Here is an 18692-nt window from a genome sequence, read left to right on the forward strand (position 1 = left end):
TCTTTCGTCTAAAATCTATTATTCTTTTAAATCATTTATTATATCTCTAAGTTCCGCTGCTCTTTCAAACTGAAGATTTTTAGCTGCCTCCATCATTTCTGCAGTATACTTCTTAATAAGCTCTTCCTTATCCTTCTTGCTTAGCTTATCATTATTTTCTTTAGCTTCGTAAGTTTCTTTTTCTTCTGAAGCCTTTGTAGCTTCAATTACGTCTCTTACTTCTTTTATAATAGTCTTTGGAACAATTCCATGTTCTTCATTATACTCTTCTTGAATTGCTCTTCTTCTATTAGTTTCTTTAATAGCTCTATCCATAGAACCTGTAATAGTGTCTGCATACATTATTACTTTACTATCTGCATTTCTCGCAGCTCTTCCTATAGTTTGAACCATGGATGTTTCAGATCTTAAGAAACCTTCTTTATCAGCATCAAGTATGGCTACAAGTGCTACTTCTGGAATATCTAGTCCTTCTCTTAAAAGGTTTATTCCCACAAGAACATCTTGCTCTCCAAGTCTAAGTTCTCTAATTATCTTCATTCTTTCAATAGTATCTATATCAGAATGCATATAGGTTGCCTTTACTCCAAGCTCTGTAAGATATTTTGTTAAATCTTCTGCCATACGTTTAGTTAAAGTTGTTATTAATGTTCTATATCCTGCTTCTGTTGTCTTTTTTATCTCTTGATATAAATCATCAATCTGTCCTTTAACAGGTCTAATTTCTATAACTGGATCTAAAAGTCCAGTAGGTCTTATTATCTGTTCTGCAATTTCTGAAGAATGATCTAATTCATATTGACCTGGTGTAGCACTTACATATACAACTTGATTTATCTTATCTTCAAATTCATTAAATTTCAATGGTCTATTATCATAAGCACATGGAAGTCTAAATCCATACTCAACTAAAGTATCTTTTCTAGATCTATCACCAGCATACATTGCTCTTACCTGTGGAAGGGTAACATGGCTTTCATCTATAAACATTAAATAGTCATCAGGGAAATAATCTAATAATGTTTTAGGTGGAGTCCCAGGTGCTCTATTATCTAATATTCTCGAATAATTTTCTATTCCTGTACAATATCCCATTTCCCTTATCATTTCTATATCAAAATTAGTTCTCTGTTTTAATCTTTGAGCTTCTAATATTTTATCTTGAGCATTAAGTTCTCTTAATCTATCTTCAAGTTCATCTTCTATTCTTCTAATAGATTTTTCTATTACTTCTGGTGATGTAGCAAAGTGGGATGCTGGTGTTATAGCAACATGATCTCTATCTCCAATTATAGTTCCTGTTAAAACATCAAACTCTCTAATTCTATCTATTTCATCTCCAAAGAACTCTATTCTTATTCCATGATCTGATGATGATACTGGAATAATATCTAAAGAATCTCCTCTTACTCTAAAGGTACCTCTAGAAAAATCAATATCATTTCGTTCATATTGTATTTCTATAAGTCTTCTAATTATATCATCTCTATCCTTTTCCATTCCTACTCTTAAAGAAATTGTAAGTTTCTTATACTCATCTGGATTACCTAATCCATATATACAAGATACTGAAGCAACTATAATAACATCTTTTCTTTCAAATAAAGCAGATGTAGCTGAGTGCCTTAATTTATCAATTTCATCATTAATAGATGCATCTTTTTCTATAAATGTATCTGTTTGAGGAACGTAAGCTTCTGGTTGATAATAGTCATAGTATGATACAAAATATTCAACTATACTATCCGGAAAAAACTCTTTAAATTCTGAACATAGCTGTGCAGCTAGAGTTTTATTATGAGCTAAAATTATTGTTGGCTTTTGAACCTTTTCTATAATATTAGCCATAGTAAATGTCTTTCCTGAACCTGTAACTCCTAATAATGTCTGTCCTCTATTCCCCGATTCAATAGACTCAACAAGTTTTTCTATAGCTTGAGGTTGATCTCCCGTGGGCTTAAATTTTGAATGTATTTTAAACTCTCCCATAACAACACCTCTTTCATTAATCGAACTTACATTCGTATATATATTTTACTTTTTGAATTCATGGACGTCAAGAAATCTAAATTAAAAACTCTTCTTGAAATAGTATTACCACTTTTCAAAAAGAGTTTTCTTATTTATTTCTTATTCTTTTTTATATTATCTAGTACCTTTGAAAATTTATCACCTTCAAAAGAAACTACTCTCTTCATATCAACAAATTTAGGAACCAAAACAAAACCTAATCTTGTATTATTTTCATATCTAAATTTGATATTTTTCTTATTTTTCTTTCTATCAATAACTTCAAATTCAAGAGAATTGAAATTTTCTTTTGCAATAGTATATATATCTGCTTCTGAATTAATCTCTACTCCATTTACTAAGGCAATCTTATCCCCTTCTCTTAATCCAAGGTTGTAAGCTGTAGAATAAGGTACAACGTCTAGTACTGCCACGCCTTCTTCATCACTTACAAAAAGAGGTTTTCTTCTATCTTCTAATTTTCTCTGTAATAATAGCATTGCTTCATGACCTAGTGGTGCAAATATTATAACTAATATTTCACCAGCTATTCCTAGTTTAGCTACTTGAGCAACTAATGTAAGCAATATTCCATAAACACAAATAAATATTCCTGAAGATAAACTTTTTGCCTTTTTTCTTCTTGTAAAGCTTACTGATGAGTATCCAATCATACCAATTAAAGGTGACAATGTTAATATACTTGTTTCTATTAATTTAATTACACTATCATATCCTAAAATTGGCCACCAGTCTGGAGTTGAAATACTTTCTGTTCCAGCTGTTCCTATGGATAATGATGAATAAGCTACAAAAATAGCTATAGGAACAATCCAATATCTTCTTAATGCATATCCACCTATTATCTTGCCATTCTTATTTGAGAACACAGGTACATACCCTCTTGATCCATCAAACATAACAAGAATTCCTTCAACAAAGTGAGATACTCCAACAAAAGTCATAAGCATTGTAATATCTAAATCAAATAAATGAGTTCCTCTACTTGTTGTTATATTAAAGTATGTAAATATTAATGAGATAATTCCTAAGATTGCTCCTGAATAAGAAAAGCATATATATCTAGGCTTAACAAAAGCCAATACTATTGATATAACAAACATCAATTCTATTCCTGAATTCTCACTAAAAATTACTCCTAAGTTTGTAAGAATAATACTTGCAAATACACCTGCAAATATTCCTAAAACTATTTGAGATAATGTTAATTCTAAAGCAGAGTTAACATTATCTCCTATTATAATTTTCTGCATAGTTACTATTTTACGGTTTTTACCGTAAAATAATACTCCTAACAAAACTAATACAATCATTAAAGAAGGCTCTGTAATTACATACGATAGCGACCTTAATGTATATATAATTAAATTCATAAATACTCTTAAGCCTCCTATTTTAGCTTTTCATTTATTACCTCTAATGCTTTTTTATACTGAGGATCTTTATCTTTACTATATCCTCCTGCTACATCATCCTTAGTTAATGCAACTTCATAATCTGGCTTAATTCCTATTTTATTTATATTTTCACCATTAGGAGTATAGAAATTATCTACTGTTACTTTTACAGCACCTTCAGTAGGTTTTATGCCAAAGGTTGATTGTGCAACTCCTTTTCCATAAGTATTTTCACCTACGATTTGTGCAATTTCATAGTCCCTTAAGGCTCCTGTAACAACTTCTGATGCACTAGCAGTATTACCATTAACTAAAAGTACTACAGGCATACCTTCTGCTATTCCACCTTTAGAAACACTAGTCTTTTTATTACCATACTTATTATCTAAAGTAGTTATTACTTCACCCTTTGGTATGAACTGAGATGCTATACTTTCTGCTTCAGATAAAAATCCACCGCCATTACTTCTTAAATCAAATATTAAACCCTTCATCCCTTGGTTTTTCAAATTAGTTAGTGCATCAATAAATTCTGTTGATGAACCCTCATTAAATGTTTTCAATTTTATGTAACCAACTTCATCATTTACCATTTCTGATTCTACAGAGCTAGTTTTTATTTCTTCTTTAGTTAAAGTCACATCAAAAGGTTCGTTATTTCTTAATATAGTTAAAGTTACAGTATCATTACTGCTGCCAATTAATGAAACAGCTTTACTTGAATCATTTCCTACCTCTTCACCATTAACTTTCTCAATAACATCACCAGATTTTAATTTTCCTTTATCTGCTGGTGTTCCTTCTTCAACATCCATTATTGTTACTTTATCATCTTTAACTGATACTGTTACACCAATCCCAACCCTTAAACCTGAATTAGACATGTTAAACTGATTATATTCATCTTTATCCATATAAACAGTATATGGATCTTCCAAGCTAGATGCCATACCTTTAATCGCTCCATTAAGAAGTACTGAATCATCAACATCTCCATTATATTTGCTCATTAAAATATCTCTAGCTTGAAATAATCCTGCATATTCACTATAGACATCTGCATATTTAACAGCTCTATAATATTTTATAAAATCAGGACCTATAATGAATCCAAACCTTGCTGTAATATTTCCTAACATAAATACTGCCAGAATACTTATTGTACAGATTATGTAAAACTTTTTATTTCGTTTTTTATCATCATGTAGATTCATTTAGTGGTTTCCTTCCTTGTCCTAATATTACATTTTTCACATTAACTATTGTATTCTTATTTTCTGTATTTATACTACTAAGAATTTTCTTAGAGCTGCATAACTTGCAATTCCTCCAGCAACAAGTGAAGATAGTACAAACTTCCATAGAAGTGATACAAATACATAAGATGGTGCTACTAACTTAACCATTATCATCTTAGACGCTATAACACCAACTGTAGCCTTGTATAAGAAGAATACTACTACTGTTGATAGTAATGCTCCTATTAATGCAATTACCATACCTTCTATTATGAATGGCCATCTTATAAACCAATCTGTTGCTCCGACAAACTTCATTATTCCAACTTCTCTTCTTCTTGAATAAACTGTTAACTTTGTAGTATTCATAATTAAGAAAATTGATACTCCAATTAATACTATAAATAAAATTGCACCTACAATTCTTATTCCTTTAACAACATTTTGAACAGTGTTTATTAATTCTTGTTGATCACTTACGCTTTCAACACCTTCCATTTCTTGAATAGCTGAAGTTACTTCTTCTGCATCATCTGCATCATCTAATTTTACAATATAAGATTCTGGAAATGGATTATTATTATCTACTGTATACCCTTGTAGAATTCCTGAATTATCTCCCATACTTTCTGCAAAATTGTTATAAGCATCTTCTTTAGATTCAAACTCTACTGATTTTACACCTGGTTGTTCTCTTAACTTAACTTCTATTTCTCTCTTATCTATAAGCTTAATGTCATCTTTCAAGAAAACTTTTAATTCAACTTTAGACTGAACACCTTCTATAGCTAAATTAGCGTTTTGCGCAACAAGTGAAAAGACACCTAGAACCACAAAAGTAATTAATACAGTTATCATTGATGCAATACTTATGGTTTTATTTCTCTTCAAACTCTTAAATGCGTCACCTATTAAATAGTTAATCGTATTAATCTTCATTTTCGTACATACCTCTCTTTTCGTCTCTTACTATTTCTCCACCTTCAATAGCTATAACTCTCTTCTTCATATTATCAACAATTTCTTTGGCATGTGTAGCCATTAATATTGTTGTTCCAGCTTTGTTTATATCATCTAATAGAGTCATAATTTCCTTTGAAGTCTCAGGATCTAGATTTCCTGTAGGTTCATCAGCTATTAAAACGCTAGGGTTATTTACTATAGCTCTAGCTAGTGAAACTCTTTGTTGTTCACCACCTGATAATTCATGTGGAAACATTTTGTACTTATGGGAAAGTCCTACCAAGGATAGTACCATAGGCACTCTTTTTCTTATTTCTCTAGGTGATGCCTCTACAACCTTCATAGCAAATGCAACATTTTCGTATACATTTAAATTAGGTATCAATCTAAAATCTTGAAAAACCATTCCAACTTTTCTTCTGAAATAAGGTACTTGTTTTCTTGTTAATTCTGATAAGTCAGTATCTCCAACGATTACTTTACCTGTAGTTGGCTCTACTTCTTTTAATATCATTTTTATAAATGTAGACTTTCCAGCACCAGATGGCCCAACTAAGAACACAAACTCTCCTCTTTCTATATCTACATTAACATCTGAAAGAGCCTTTACATTATTCTTATATATTTTCGAAACATTCTTAAACCTAATCATTTTAACACTCCTATTTCTTTATATAGATACAAATTTCTCAGTTCTTTTTATAGTGACATTATAACATAATTAATCAAGTCGAGACCATACTTTGCTACTTTATATACTTTTTTTCCTATTTCCAATCAATACTTCTAGTCTTCTACAATGCTTGAGAATCCCTTTCCTAGTACCTCTGCTGATTCATTTACTGTTATAAAAGCAGTAGGATCATTTTCTTTAATAAACTTTTTTAATTTTATATATTGTCTTCTATCTAGTACTGTAAATACTACACTATTATCTTTGTGAGTGTATCCACCTTTTCCATTAAATACAGTACATCCTCTATCAATATCCTTAATTATATACTGCGATACCATTTCTTCATTATTTGTAAAGACCATTACCTGTTTACATGAATTTACTCCATCTATAAACTTATCAACCAAGTTACTTGATAAATATACTGACACTAATCCAAATAATCCAAGCTCTATTCCAAAGTTATAAATTGCTAATAGTATTACTACAGAATCTGAAATTAATAATCCTTTTCCTATATCCATATTTAAATACTTATTCATTAACTTTGCAGTAATGCTTGTTCCCCCTGTAGAGGCACCTTGATTAAATACAATTGCATTTCCTAAAGCAGCTAAAGCGCTTCCAAAAATTGTAGCTAAGAATAAATCATTAGTAACTGCATAAGTCATACCTACCTTCTCCATTACAGAAAGTATAGTTGATAAACCAAAAGCAGCATATATACTTTTTGCTCCAAAATTTCCACCAATAAAAATAAATGCAATAACAAATAATATTATATTAACAACCCACATTACTATTCCAGCAGGAATATTAAGGATATTTTGCACTACAAGTGCAAGCCCAGATACCCCTCCTGCTGCAATATTATTAGGGAAAAGAAAAAACTCAAGTCCCAGTGATATTAAAATAATTCCTATAGTTATAAAAAAAAACTCTTCTACCTTCTTCATTTGTTTTAACCTCTCACTACTCTATTTTCATAAATCCTTCTCCCATTACTTCATAGGACTCTCTAACACTAATAAAAGCATCTTTATCATTTTCCTTTATGAATTCCTTAAGTTTTATAAATTCATTTCTGCTAAGGATAGTGTATATTACTTTCACATTTTTTCCACTGTAAGCCCCTTCTCCATGGAGATATGTACATCCTCTATCTAATTCATCAAGAATATATTTACCTATAAGCTCATAATTTTTGCTAATTATAGTTACTTCCTTACTAGTATTAAATCCATCAATAAATCTATCTACTGTAATTCCTAAAATGATTACACTAAGCATAGCATAAAAACCTGTATCAACTCCAAATACAATAGCTCCAGCAACTGTGATTATTATATCTACTATAAGTAAAGATATTCCTATGTTTATATGAAAAAACTTATTTAATATCTTTGCTAGTATATCTGTCCCTCCAGTTGATGCATTATTATTAAATACTACCGCCATACCAAAAGCTGAAATTAATGTTCCAAAAACAGTAGCTATAACAAGATCTGTTGTTATTGCAAAAGGATTAAAAAACCTTTCTATTACCCACATAATTACGGATAGTCCAAGGCTTGCAAAAACGGTTCTCCCCCCAAAGCCTCCTCCTATAACGCCAAATGCCGCAACAAATAATATTAAATTTAATACTAGTGTTATAGTTCCTATATTTAATCCTTGCATCAAAGCATTAATAACAATAGCTAATCCAGTAATCCCTCCTGCAGCAAGATTATTTGGCGCAAAAAAGTATTCAACTGATATAGCCACAAGTATTAAGCCAAAAACTATTAATGCATATTCTTTAAATATTTTTTTGTTCATAACTGCTACCTCCATTATTCTTTTCTTTATATCATTATAATTCCTCTATAGGAAAAAAAATATCCTAATAGTTAACTTTTTTAATTTTTTGCCAATAAAATAAAAAAAGAGTGCCATATAGGCACTCTTTTTTTGTCAAAAACTATTTTTCAGAAACTAATTTTTTTGCTTTTTCTACTATAGCTTCTGCTGTTAATCCGTAAGCTTCTAATAATTCACTTGGTTTTCCGCTTTCTCCAAATGTATCATTAATTCCTATCTTATAAACATAAGCAGGACAATTTTCAGATACTACTTCTGATACAGCTGATCCAAGTCCACCTATAACGCTGTGTTCTTCTGCTGTAATTATTACACCTGTTTCTTTTGCTGCTTTTATGACTAAGTCCTTATCAATTGGCTTTATAGTATGAATATTAATAACTCTTGCGTTAATTTTAAGGTCCTTTAACATTTCTTTTGCCTTCATAGCAGCCTCAACCATTATTCCTGTTGCTATTATAGTTATATCATTTCCTTCTGAAAGAGTAATTCCCTTTCCAATTTCAAACTTATAATTTTCTTTATCATTTATAGTTTCTACTGCCATTCTTCCAAGTCTTACATAACAAGGTCCTTCATATTCAGCAACTGCTTTAATAGCCGCTTCAGTTTCAACAGCATCTGAAGGATTGATAACAACCATGTTAGGAATACTTCTCATTAATGATATATCTTCATTTGCTTGGTGAGTTGCACCGTCTTCTCCTACTGTTAATCCAGCATGAGTGGCACAAATCTTAACATTTAATCTTGGATAGCATATTGAGTTTCTTATTTGTTTAAATGCTCTTCCAGCTGCAAACATTGCAAAAGAACTTACAAAAGGTATCTTTCCACATGTTGCAAGACCAGCTGCTACACCCATCATGTTTGCTTCAGCTATACCCATGTTAATGAATCTTTCAGGAGCTACTGCCTTAAATTCTGCAGTCTTTGTTGATTTAGATAAATCTGCATCTAAAACTACTATATTAGGATTAACATTAGCTAATCCTGCTAAAGTTTTTCCGTATGCTTCTCTTGTTGCTTGTTTATTACCCATTATCTTTCTCCTCCTAATTCTTTAACTGCTATTTCACATTGTTCTAAACTTGGTGCTGCACCATGCCATGATGCTTCATTTTCCATGAATGAAACTCCTTTACCCTTAATAGTTTTACATACTATTGCTGTTGGTTTTAATTTACATTCTTTAGCTTTTTCTATTGCATCAAGTATTTCATCATAATTATGACCATCTATAACTAATACATTCCATCCAAATGCTTCAAACTTCTTATCGATTGGAGAAGGGTTCATAACTTCAGTTATATTTCCATCTATTTGAAGACCATTAAAATCTATAAAAATAGTAAGGTTATTAAGTTTATAATGTGCTGCAGACATCGCTGCTTCCCAAACCTGACCTTCTTCTAGTTCACCATCACCTAATACTGAATAAACTCTATAATCTTTATTATCAAGTTTACCTGCTAAAGCCATTCCTACAGCTGCTGATACTCCTTGTCCTAATGAACCAGTTGACATATCTATACCTGGAACGTCATTCATATTTGGATGTCCTTGTAATTTAGACCCAAACTTTCTTAATGTCTTTAATTCTTCAGGATTAAAGAAACCTCTTCTTGCTAAAACACTATATAAAACTGGTGCTGCATGTCCTTTAGATAATACAAATCTATCTCTGTTTTCGTCTTTTGGGTTTTGTGGATCAATGTTTAACTCATTAAAGAATAATGTTGTCATAACATCTGCTGCTGATAATGATCCTCCTGGATGTCCTGATCCTGCTTCTGTCAGCATTTCTACTATATCTGTTCTAATCTGTTTAGATATTTGAATTAGCTCTTCCTTATTCTTTTTCATTATCATTTCCTCCTAGATAGTTATTATGATACATACTTTATTTTATCCAATTTTCTAAAACTATTTTATCACAATCTTTATTGTTTGCATACTCTATTCTATATATTTGTTATATTTTTTAACATAAATTAACCAAATAGTATATACTATTTAAATATTTAGTATTATTTATAAATAAAAAGTGATAGTTTTAAATCTAAAAGACTTAAAACTATCACTTTTAAAATCTATTTATGCTAAACTAAGACTAATCAATAGTGCCTTATTAACCTTTATCATATCAGAATCTGTCATATGACCTATTTTTTCTTTCAATCTCTTTTTATCTAGGGTACGTATCTGCTCTAAAAGTACTACTGAATCCCTATTTAGACCATAATCTTCTGATGATATTTCTACATGTGTCGGCAACTTAGCCTTATTAATCTGAGAAGTTATAGCAGCTACAATAACAGTTGGACTATATCTATTTCCTATATCATTCTGCATAATAATAACTGGTCTAATCCCCCCCTGTTCTGAACCTATTACTGGGCTCAAATCAGCATAAAATATATCTCCTCTTTTTACTACCATAGTCGTCATTTGAAAAATCACACTCCGCAAAGCCACGTCTCATAATTATTAATCTCAACTAATTCACATTCATCATCACTAGCTAGTTGTAGATTGATTTTTCCCATCTTTATATACCCATCTCTCATTTTTGTATAAAATCTAGCATTATGCTTTTCCTCATTACATTGTATTAATTCACAGCATAATGTGCTACCTTTTACATTTTTACTTTTTATTTTTTCTATAGATGACATGTTTTTTCCCCCTGATAGTACGAGTATGTATAATTAAATTATATGCAAAAAACATGTTCTTGTCAAAAAATGTATACTAATCTTTATTTTACTAGTTGATGACTCATAAGTATAATCCCTTTATTTTCTTACCTTTTAAACTTAAAGTTAATTTGAATAATTAAAGACTTGTTATTATTAATCTTATTACTTCATTAATTTCTCTTATGTTGCTGTCTAAAACAAATCATTATCTATTTTTCTTAAATATTCAAAATCATCATAAATAATATCCATCTTTTCTTTGTTGTTAATATCAAATACTTTTGTAACTATTGGTTTTTTACTATCTTTATTTATATATAATTTTGCCAAATTCATGTGATTATTTTTAAATGGGATCTCTACATTTACTTCTATATACTTAGTGTCTCCCCATTCTTCAGCTCCCTCTTTTATTTCTTTTATATTATTAGATAATATATTACTCATGAAGGACAATGGATAAACCTGATCTAAATTTTCATCAATTTCATACTCATCCCCATTATCATTCATGCTTATAAATCCATCTTTATATATCTTAACTCTATCTCCCTCAAATTCTATTCTCATCCCTTGATTTCTGCAATAATATATATTAGTGTCTTCTTTATATTCTCTTTTAGTATTTTTTATATAATATCGTACCTTTGAAGAATATATCTCTGCATTTTTCACATATTTAACTATATCTTCATTTGTAGGAATACAAACATGTCTGTAAATAATAACTGCAATAATTGATATAAATGGTATTAGAAATAACAAATAAAGTTTTTTATTATTTTTTAGTGTCAATTTCATAATTCCCCCAATGTAAATTATTCTTTATACTTATATTACATTGGTATATGAAATATTCTATTCACTAAGCATCTCCTGCATAAATTTAGGTATTTCTTCTATAATGTCTCTAGCCGTTACTACATATCTACTTTCTGATAGCTTATCGCCAATAGCACCATGAATATAAGCTCCTAAAATAGTAGCATTAAAAAGATCTATTCCTTGTGAAACCAATCCTCCTATTATTCCAGTTAAACAATCACCCATTCCTCCTGATGCCATCTTACTATTTCCAGTATTATTCACAAATACTTCTCTACCATTTGAAATAACAGTGTTATACCCTTTTAAAAGCATAACTAAACCATTATCTGCATATTCCCTACATGCATCTATTCTACTGCTTTCAATTTCTTTAATTGTTTTATTAGTAAGTCTAGACATCTCTCCTAAATGTGGAGTAAATATTGTTCTTCCTTTTAATTTATTTAAAAGTTCTTTATCTTCACTTACTATATTTAATGCATCTGCATCTAAAATCATCGAACACTTACTCTCATTTATAAACTTATATAGCATATCTTTATTAGCCTTATTTTTACTTAATCCAGGGCCACAAATAATAACATCTGCTTCATTAATAAGCTTATTTATCTTTTCCTCTTCAGAGTAATTAACAGTCATTGCTTCAATAAGTTTAGATGATAATATTGGCTGAATTTCTTTTTCTACTACTAATGATACTAATCCTGCCCCTGCTTTTATTGCTGATTCTGTTGTTATATAAGATGCACCTGTCATTCCATTACTTCCAGACAATATAAGTGTTCTTCCATAACTACCTTTGTGACCATATATCCCTCTACTTGGAATCATATTTTTATAATCTTCTTTAGATAATATTCTTACATTGTCAGAATTCTTTTCTTTTACTACTTCTGGAATACCTATTTGAACAATATGAGTTTCACCTAAATATTCTTTTGCTCTTAAATTAAAGTATCCCTTTTTTAGGACCTCAACTACAAAAGTCTCATTTGCCTTTATTGCTACTCCCATAACTTGCCCATTATCCGCATTTAATCCAGTAGGATTATCTACAGATACTATATATTTAGCATACTTATTAATTATAGTAATTAAATCATACATTGTACCCGTAATATTTCGATTTAATCCTATTCCCATAATACAATCTAATACAACATCTGCCTTTTCAATATCTAAACATACTTTAGAAGTTATTTTCTCCTCAATAACTTCAATACTCACACCCATATTTTTTAAAATATTATAATTAATCAAAAACTCTTTACTAGCTTTTTTTAGATTTCCAATTATATATACTCTTATACCTTTATTTGACAAGAAAAGCTTTCTTGCAATCGCTAATCCATCACCACCATTATTTCCTACACCACAAAAAAAGAGAAAAGCCTTTCCCTTATGTACTATACCATTAAAAATATCTTGAGCAGCATTCTCCATAAGAACTATTCCTGGCACTCCTATTTTTTCTATAGTCTCTCTATCTATACTTTTTCCTTGTTTAACACTCATAATTTCCATTTAATTCACCTCTTCGATTACAACAAACGAAATAGCATTTTCTTTAGTATGCGAAATAGTAACGTGTATTTTGTAGTTATTTAATTTAAATAATTCTTCTATTTTGTTGCTTAATTTTATAATTGGCATACCAATCTCTGTATGATTAACTTCTATATCTTTTAATCCAAATCCTCTTACTCCACTTCCTAATGCTTTACTTACTGCTTCTTTTGCTGCAAAAATTCCTGATGCACTTTCATACTTATGTTTACCTTTAGATGAAAAATGCTCTATTTCATTTTCAGTATACACCCCATTAATAAAACTAGGAGTCCTATTTATTGCTCTTTCTATTCTTTCTACTTCAACTATATCTGTTCCTATACCAATTATCATTATACTCCTCCCTTGTTTATCTAAGTTTTTTTAAGATACATATTTATCTATATAATCACTTAAAATATCCTGTAAGTGAATTGGAGATACCTCATTTCTCCATAATAAATTTATTATTTCATCCATTCTATCTTGATCTGAAGATATATTTTTAATTTGACTTTTCACAATTTTTATTATGCTTCCTTGTGATTTATCTTCTCTTTTGGCCTCAATACCATACTCAATAATGTTTTCTTCATATTGTTTAGTTATCTGATAGGTGTATATTCTCTCAATACCTTCAGAATACTTTGTCCTAACACTCTTTTCTTCTATCATTTTATCCCCCCTATAGATTCTACCCTTTTATGAATTCTATCTTATCACAGTCATTATCAAAACATTGTCAAAGCATGTCCAGTAATCACAAGAAATATTGTTTATTTACTGACATAAAAAAACTCAATATACCTTTTATCTGTATTTTTTGTTTATTTTTATATGAGAAATCAAAAGGTCTGTCGACATATAGTACTTTTTTAATATTTAAAAAGGCAAGTTCTAAGACTTGCCTTTTTCCCCATAAATTCAATATACCATAGTTGATTAATGAATACGTTATCATCTATATACTTATTATAACACATTTGTATAAAATATCAACTTCTATGTTATCTTTTCCAAAAATTTTATTGCACAGTCCTATTATTCTCGTCTGAAAACTCTTTATTACCTCCTAAGAATTTAAAATCTTCCGCTACTACTTCTGCTATATATTTTTTATTTCCATCTTTATCTTCGTAGCTTCCAGTTCTTAATCTTCCGCTTAAAGTTAAGGAACTACCTTTTTTTAAGTACTTGCATATAATCTCTGCCTTTTTACCCCATACTGTTACTGGAATCAAGTCTGATTTTCTAGTTCCATCTGCAGATTTAAAGTTTCTCTCTACTGCAACAATAAATCTTGTAAAAACTTTTTCTCCTGATTCAGTTGTTCTAAGTTCAGGGTCTCTTATAAGCCTTCCTAATAATATTATTTTATTCATATCAACACCTCCTGAATATCTTCATTCATTAAGTGTTGACATGACTTTTATATATTATTCAATAAAAAGTTATTTTTTGGCTTTATCTTTACTAATTTGTACTACCGAATTTATTTCTACTCCTAGCATAAATATTATGGACATTAGAAATAGCCAAATCATAAGTATGAAAACAGCAGCTAAACTCCCATAAAATCTAGAATAATTACTATAATTATTAATATAGAAAGAAAATCCTATTGATACTATTAACCATCCTATAGTTGAAAAAATAGCACCTGGAAATACATATCTCCACTTAACTTTTTCTGCAGGGCTATATCTATAAATAGTAGCTGATATTAATATGAATACAAAAATAATTACAACATATCTAAGAATATTCCAAACCGTTCTCACAATATCCGGAAAAGGAAGGTAAGCTATTAAATTATCGCTTATAACATCTCCAAAAACCAATAAACTCAATGATAATAATATAGTAGCGGCTAATGCTATTATGCTAAAGAATGCCATGATAGCTCTATTTATATAACTTCTCTGTTCATTTAATTCATAAGCTTTATTTACTCCTTTTATTACTGCTCTAAATCCAGATGATGCTGTCCATATAGCTAATAGTACAGATGCTCCTAATAATCCTGTGTTCTGTGATCTTACAACTTCTAAGACTATAGTTTCTGTAAGCTCAAAAACTGACGTTGGTAACACTGTGCTAAGTACTTCTAAAACTGCATTACCATCTAAATGCATAAACCCTATTAATGTAAATAAAAACATTAAGAATGGAAAAAATGATAACATTAGATAATATGCTAACTGTGATGCCAGTGCAAAAATATCATCTTTTTTTACTTTTACTATAAGATGTATTAATAATTCCATTTCAGATATTCTCCTTCTTCTCATATTGCCTAAAGAAAATAAGTTTTCTGTTTAATTATATATTAATTTTGCCTAGCTAACATCCTATTTAATAATATTTATAGGTTTCCATATTTCAGGTAATAAATCAAAATATCTTTTTTCCACATACCTATCATCAATTAGAAGTAACTTTCCTTTATCACATTCTGTTCTTATTACTCTACCTGCTGCTTGCAAAACTTTATTAATGCCAGGATAAATATATGCAATATTTTCTTCCTCTTCCCCAAAATGTTCTCTTATTATTTGCCCCTCAATAGATACTTTAGGATATCCAACACCAATAATAATAACTCCTATTAAATCTTCACCTGGAAGGTCTATTCCCTCTGAAAAACTTCCTCCCATCACACAAAATCCAGTAATATTTTCTTTAGTCTTAAATTCATTAATAAACCTTTCTTGGCTTTCAACTGTCATATTAGCCTCTTGAGATAAAATACTATCTATCATATTATTTTCTTCTATATATTCTTGAACCTTTTTCATATATTCATATGAAGGAAAGAATACCATCCAATTACCTTTATTGCTTAATATAAATTTACTTATTACCTGACATATTTCAGGAATAGTTTTATCTCTAAACTTATATCTTGTATTAGCTTTATACAAAGATACTTTAAAGTTTTCTTTTGGAAATGGTGATTTTAAAGTCAATCTATAATCATCTTCTTTTCCTCCTAAAATATTTATGAAATATCTAAAGGGAGACATAGTAGCTGAAAATAATACAGAAGCTCTAAACTTATCCATTGTAGACTTCAACTTTTTTGATGGATTAGCACAAAATAGAGATATTTTAACTTCATCTTTTGTACTCTCTATATATGTATAGTAATCATCATCATATAATTCTGAAATTCCTAAAAAGTTATTAATATCAAAATATATATCTAAAAGTTTATTATTAAAGTTGTTATCTTTCTTTTCGCTTAAACTTTTATCTATTTCTCTTGCCATTACTCTTAATTCTTTACACAACTCCTTTGGTACTTCTCTATAATATGAATACTTCTCATTTTTTTCTTCAGAATAAAGTCTTTCCTCTACAAATAATTTATTAATCTTATTTGTGATTCTATAAAGTTTTGGAGCTATGCCTTTAAGCTCTTTTTTTAAATCCATAAATTTTCTTTTAGATAAACTAGAACTATAGCTAGCCCTGCTTCTTTCTACTAAATTATGAGCTTCATCTATTAGCAATATAATATTGTCAGCATAATCAACAACTCTTCTTAAAGATACTCTTGGATCAAATATATAATTGTAATCACAAATTACTATATCGCACCATTCTATTAAATCTAAAGATAATTCAAAGGCACAAATCTTATATTTCTTAGCATAATCAATTATCTTTTCTGTAGAAAACTCGTGTTCATTACTTACTATCTCCAAAATAGATTTTTTTAATTTGTCATAGTATAAATTGGCATATTCACATTCTTCAGCATTACAATTCACACAATCATTTAAACATATTTTTTCCTTTGCATTTAAAGTAATACTTTTTGCTTTAAGTCCCTCTTCCTTTAAAATTTTTATTGTCTGCTCTGCCACACCCTTATTTGCACCTTTAGATGTTAAATAAAAAATTTTCTCTCCAAGCTCTTCTCCTAAAGCTTTAATACTTGGAAATATAGTTGAAATAGTTTTTCCAGTACCAGTAGGTGCTTGAATAAATATTTTTTCTTTTTCTCTAATAGTTCCATAGCAAGACTTTATAAAGGATAATTGTCCCTCTCTATATTCATTAAAAGGAAATTTAAGATTTTTTATACTCCTATTACGAAGTATTCTATTATTAACTTGAGTCTCTACATAAATTTTATAATAATTGATAAGTTCCCACATATAATCTTCTAACTCTTCTTTAGAGTACTTTTTCAAAAATGATTTTACTTCATTACTTTCAAGATTATAATAAGTTAATTGAACATATACTACATTTAAATTTCTTTCTTTAGAAATCATATAAGCATATATTTTTCCCTGACTCCAATGCATAATATTAAAGTCATCATATATTGCACTTAATGTAACATATGTTGATTTAATTTCTTCAACTATTACCTTATCATTATCTATTATTATCCCATCACATCTTCCTTCTATATTTAATAAAAAGGTTCCTACATCTATGGTTGTTTGTAAATAAACTTCTTTTTCATAATTTTTAAATATTTCTTCATTATTTTTTTGAAGTTTTTGATGGGCTCTTACCCCTTCAATTGCTCTTGCATTTGTTTTAAAAGTATTATCTAAACTTCCACTTTTTAATGTAAGTTCAACAAATTCTCTAACTGACTTTTTAATCTCTATCTTCACAAAAAATCACCCTAATTCTGTAATTGTAAAATTTTCATTTTTAAACATTAAAAATAGGAGAAAAAATTTCTCCTATTCAACATTATACTCATTTGCAATTTTTTGTACTAATTTTTTGATGGCACTAGCTTGTGCTATTAATGAAATAACACTAACAAACACTCTAATTCTATCTTCATCTTTTTCATCTAACTTTAAATTACCCATTATACCATCAAGTTTACATTCATCAACTAGCGGTTTTCCCAATATAGAATCATAACTTTCTTCCTGAATTTCTGTGAAAATTTTATAAGCAGTTTCCCATGATATTATATCGTCATTTCTATCATTTATTTCATTAAATGCAAGGCTAAAAACTTTTCTAATTTCTTCCGTTGTAAGTACTGGTCTCATATAACTTAATAATATAAGCTGTACTAAATGTAGCTTTGTATAACCTCTCTTTTTTCCATCCTCAGGTCTAGTTATTACTTCACTCTTAATATAGTTCTGTACTATATTATTCGTATACTTTTCATCTGTAAACTTATCATTTAAAAAGTCTATTACCTGAGAAAGAAATAAATCATATTGTGGCAAATCGCTATATGGAATCATGTTATTTTCGGATATTTCTTTAGCCAAACTTTTTATGTAGTCAATATTAAGCTTATCACCCATACAAATTCCACCTTCATTATTATTTTGATTATATTATATAGTATACGAAAACTTATTACAAGTTATTTTATCCATTTTTGTATTTTCCTATTGATAATTTTTCATATTTATAGTATATTTGTTCTAAAGAATAGTATTTTTTC

General features: G+C 29.1%; 19 protein-coding genes. All 19 read right to left on the bottom strand.

Annotation, left to right across the window (positions count from 1 at the left end; all coding sequences use genetic code 11):
* Window positions 1–18: 18 nt before the first annotated feature.
* Complete coding sequence (uvrB, locus tag BM384_RS00485) at window positions 19–1989, bottom strand: excinuclease ABC subunit UvrB (protein ID WP_090009478.1); 1971 nt, start codon at window positions 1987–1989, stop codon at window positions 19–21.
* 134 nt (window positions 1990–2123) lie between these two features.
* Entirely contained in the window at window positions 2124–3404 is a 1281-nt protein-coding gene (locus BM384_RS00490; RefSeq protein ID WP_090009481.1) for a PDZ domain-containing protein, read from the bottom strand.
* 17 nt (window positions 3405–3421) lie between these two features.
* Window positions 3422–4642, bottom strand: coding sequence for a S41 family peptidase (locus tag BM384_RS00495; protein ID WP_090009484.1), 1221 nt, complete (start codon window positions 4640–4642; stop codon window positions 3422–3424).
* A 69-nt stretch (window positions 4643–4711) separates the two neighbouring features.
* The gene (gene ftsX / locus BM384_RS00500; protein ID WP_090009486.1) at window positions 4712–5605 is read right to left on the bottom strand and encodes a permease-like cell division protein FtsX; all 894 of its coding nucleotides are present in this window, start codon (window positions 5603–5605) and stop codon (window positions 4712–4714) included.
* On the bottom strand, window positions 5595–6281 hold the full coding sequence (ftsE, locus tag BM384_RS00505; RefSeq protein ID WP_090009489.1) for a cell division ATP-binding protein FtsE: 687 nt from the start codon (window positions 6279–6281) through the stop codon (window positions 5595–5597). The genes ftsX and ftsE overlap by 11 nt, the downstream gene beginning before the upstream one ends.
* A 134-nt stretch (window positions 6282–6415) precedes the next feature.
* Window positions 6416–7261 (bottom strand): YitT family protein, encoded by an 846-nt coding sequence (locus tag BM384_RS00510; protein WP_090009492.1) that lies wholly within the window; start codon window positions 7259–7261, stop codon window positions 6416–6418.
* Window positions 7262–7277: 16 nt separating this feature from the next.
* Window positions 7278–8126, bottom strand: coding sequence for a YitT family protein (locus BM384_RS00515; protein WP_090009494.1), 849 nt, complete (start codon window positions 8124–8126; stop codon window positions 7278–7280).
* A 142-nt stretch (window positions 8127–8268) separates the two neighbouring features.
* Window positions 8269–9210 (bottom strand): transketolase family protein, encoded by a 942-nt coding sequence (locus BM384_RS00520; RefSeq protein ID WP_090009498.1) that lies wholly within the window; start codon window positions 9208–9210, stop codon window positions 8269–8271.
* On the bottom strand, window positions 9210–10034 hold the full coding sequence (locus BM384_RS00525; RefSeq protein WP_090009502.1) for a transketolase: 825 nt from the start codon (window positions 10032–10034) through the stop codon (window positions 9210–9212). The genes BM384_RS00520 and BM384_RS00525 overlap by 1 nt, the downstream gene beginning before the upstream one ends.
* A 231-nt stretch (window positions 10035–10265) precedes the next feature.
* Entirely contained in the window at window positions 10266–10619 is a 354-nt protein-coding gene (locus BM384_RS00530) for a type II toxin-antitoxin system PemK/MazF family toxin (RefSeq protein ID WP_090009506.1), read from the bottom strand.
* 8 nt (window positions 10620–10627) lie between these two features.
* Window positions 10628–10846 (bottom strand): hypothetical protein, encoded by a 219-nt coding sequence (locus tag BM384_RS00535; protein ID WP_090009509.1) that lies wholly within the window; start codon window positions 10844–10846, stop codon window positions 10628–10630.
* 216 nt (window positions 10847–11062) lie between these two features.
* Window positions 11063–11671, bottom strand: coding sequence for a germination lipoprotein GerS-related protein (locus BM384_RS00540; protein ID WP_139232018.1), 609 nt, complete (start codon window positions 11669–11671; stop codon window positions 11063–11065).
* 57 nt (window positions 11672–11728) lie between these two features.
* Window positions 11729–13222: an NAD(P)H-hydrate dehydratase gene (locus tag BM384_RS00545; protein ID WP_090009516.1), complete on the bottom strand. Its 1494-nt coding sequence runs from the start codon at window positions 13220–13222 to the stop codon at window positions 11729–11731.
* On the bottom strand, window positions 13223–13600 hold the full coding sequence (gene acpS, locus BM384_RS00550) for a holo-ACP synthase (protein WP_090009519.1): 378 nt from the start codon (window positions 13598–13600) through the stop codon (window positions 13223–13225).
* Between the two features lie 30 nt (window positions 13601–13630).
* A complete protein-coding gene (locus BM384_RS00555; RefSeq protein WP_090009522.1) occupies window positions 13631–13921 on the bottom strand; it encodes a DUF6514 family protein in 291 nt (96 codons plus the stop codon).
* 350 nt (window positions 13922–14271) lie between these two features.
* Window positions 14272–14628: a single-stranded DNA-binding protein gene (locus BM384_RS00560; RefSeq protein WP_090009525.1), complete on the bottom strand. Its 357-nt coding sequence runs from the start codon at window positions 14626–14628 to the stop codon at window positions 14272–14274.
* Window positions 14629–14697: 69 nt separating this feature from the next.
* Window positions 14698–15537, bottom strand: coding sequence for a YihY/virulence factor BrkB family protein (locus BM384_RS00565; protein WP_090009528.1), 840 nt, complete (start codon window positions 15535–15537; stop codon window positions 14698–14700).
* Between the two features lie 60 nt (window positions 15538–15597).
* Window positions 15598–17886, bottom strand: coding sequence for an ATP-dependent DNA helicase (locus BM384_RS00570; protein WP_090009531.1), 2289 nt, complete (start codon window positions 17884–17886; stop codon window positions 15598–15600).
* A gap of 72 nt (window positions 17887–17958) precedes the next feature.
* A complete protein-coding gene (locus BM384_RS00575) occupies window positions 17959–18549 on the bottom strand; it encodes a DUF1836 domain-containing protein (protein ID WP_090009534.1) in 591 nt (196 codons plus the stop codon).
* Between the last annotated feature and the right edge of the window lie 143 nt (window positions 18550–18692).

Source organism: Clostridium sp. DSM 8431 (genome assembly GCF_900116755.1).
Taxonomy (GTDB): Bacteria; Bacillota; Clostridia; order Clostridiales; family Clostridiaceae; genus Clostridium.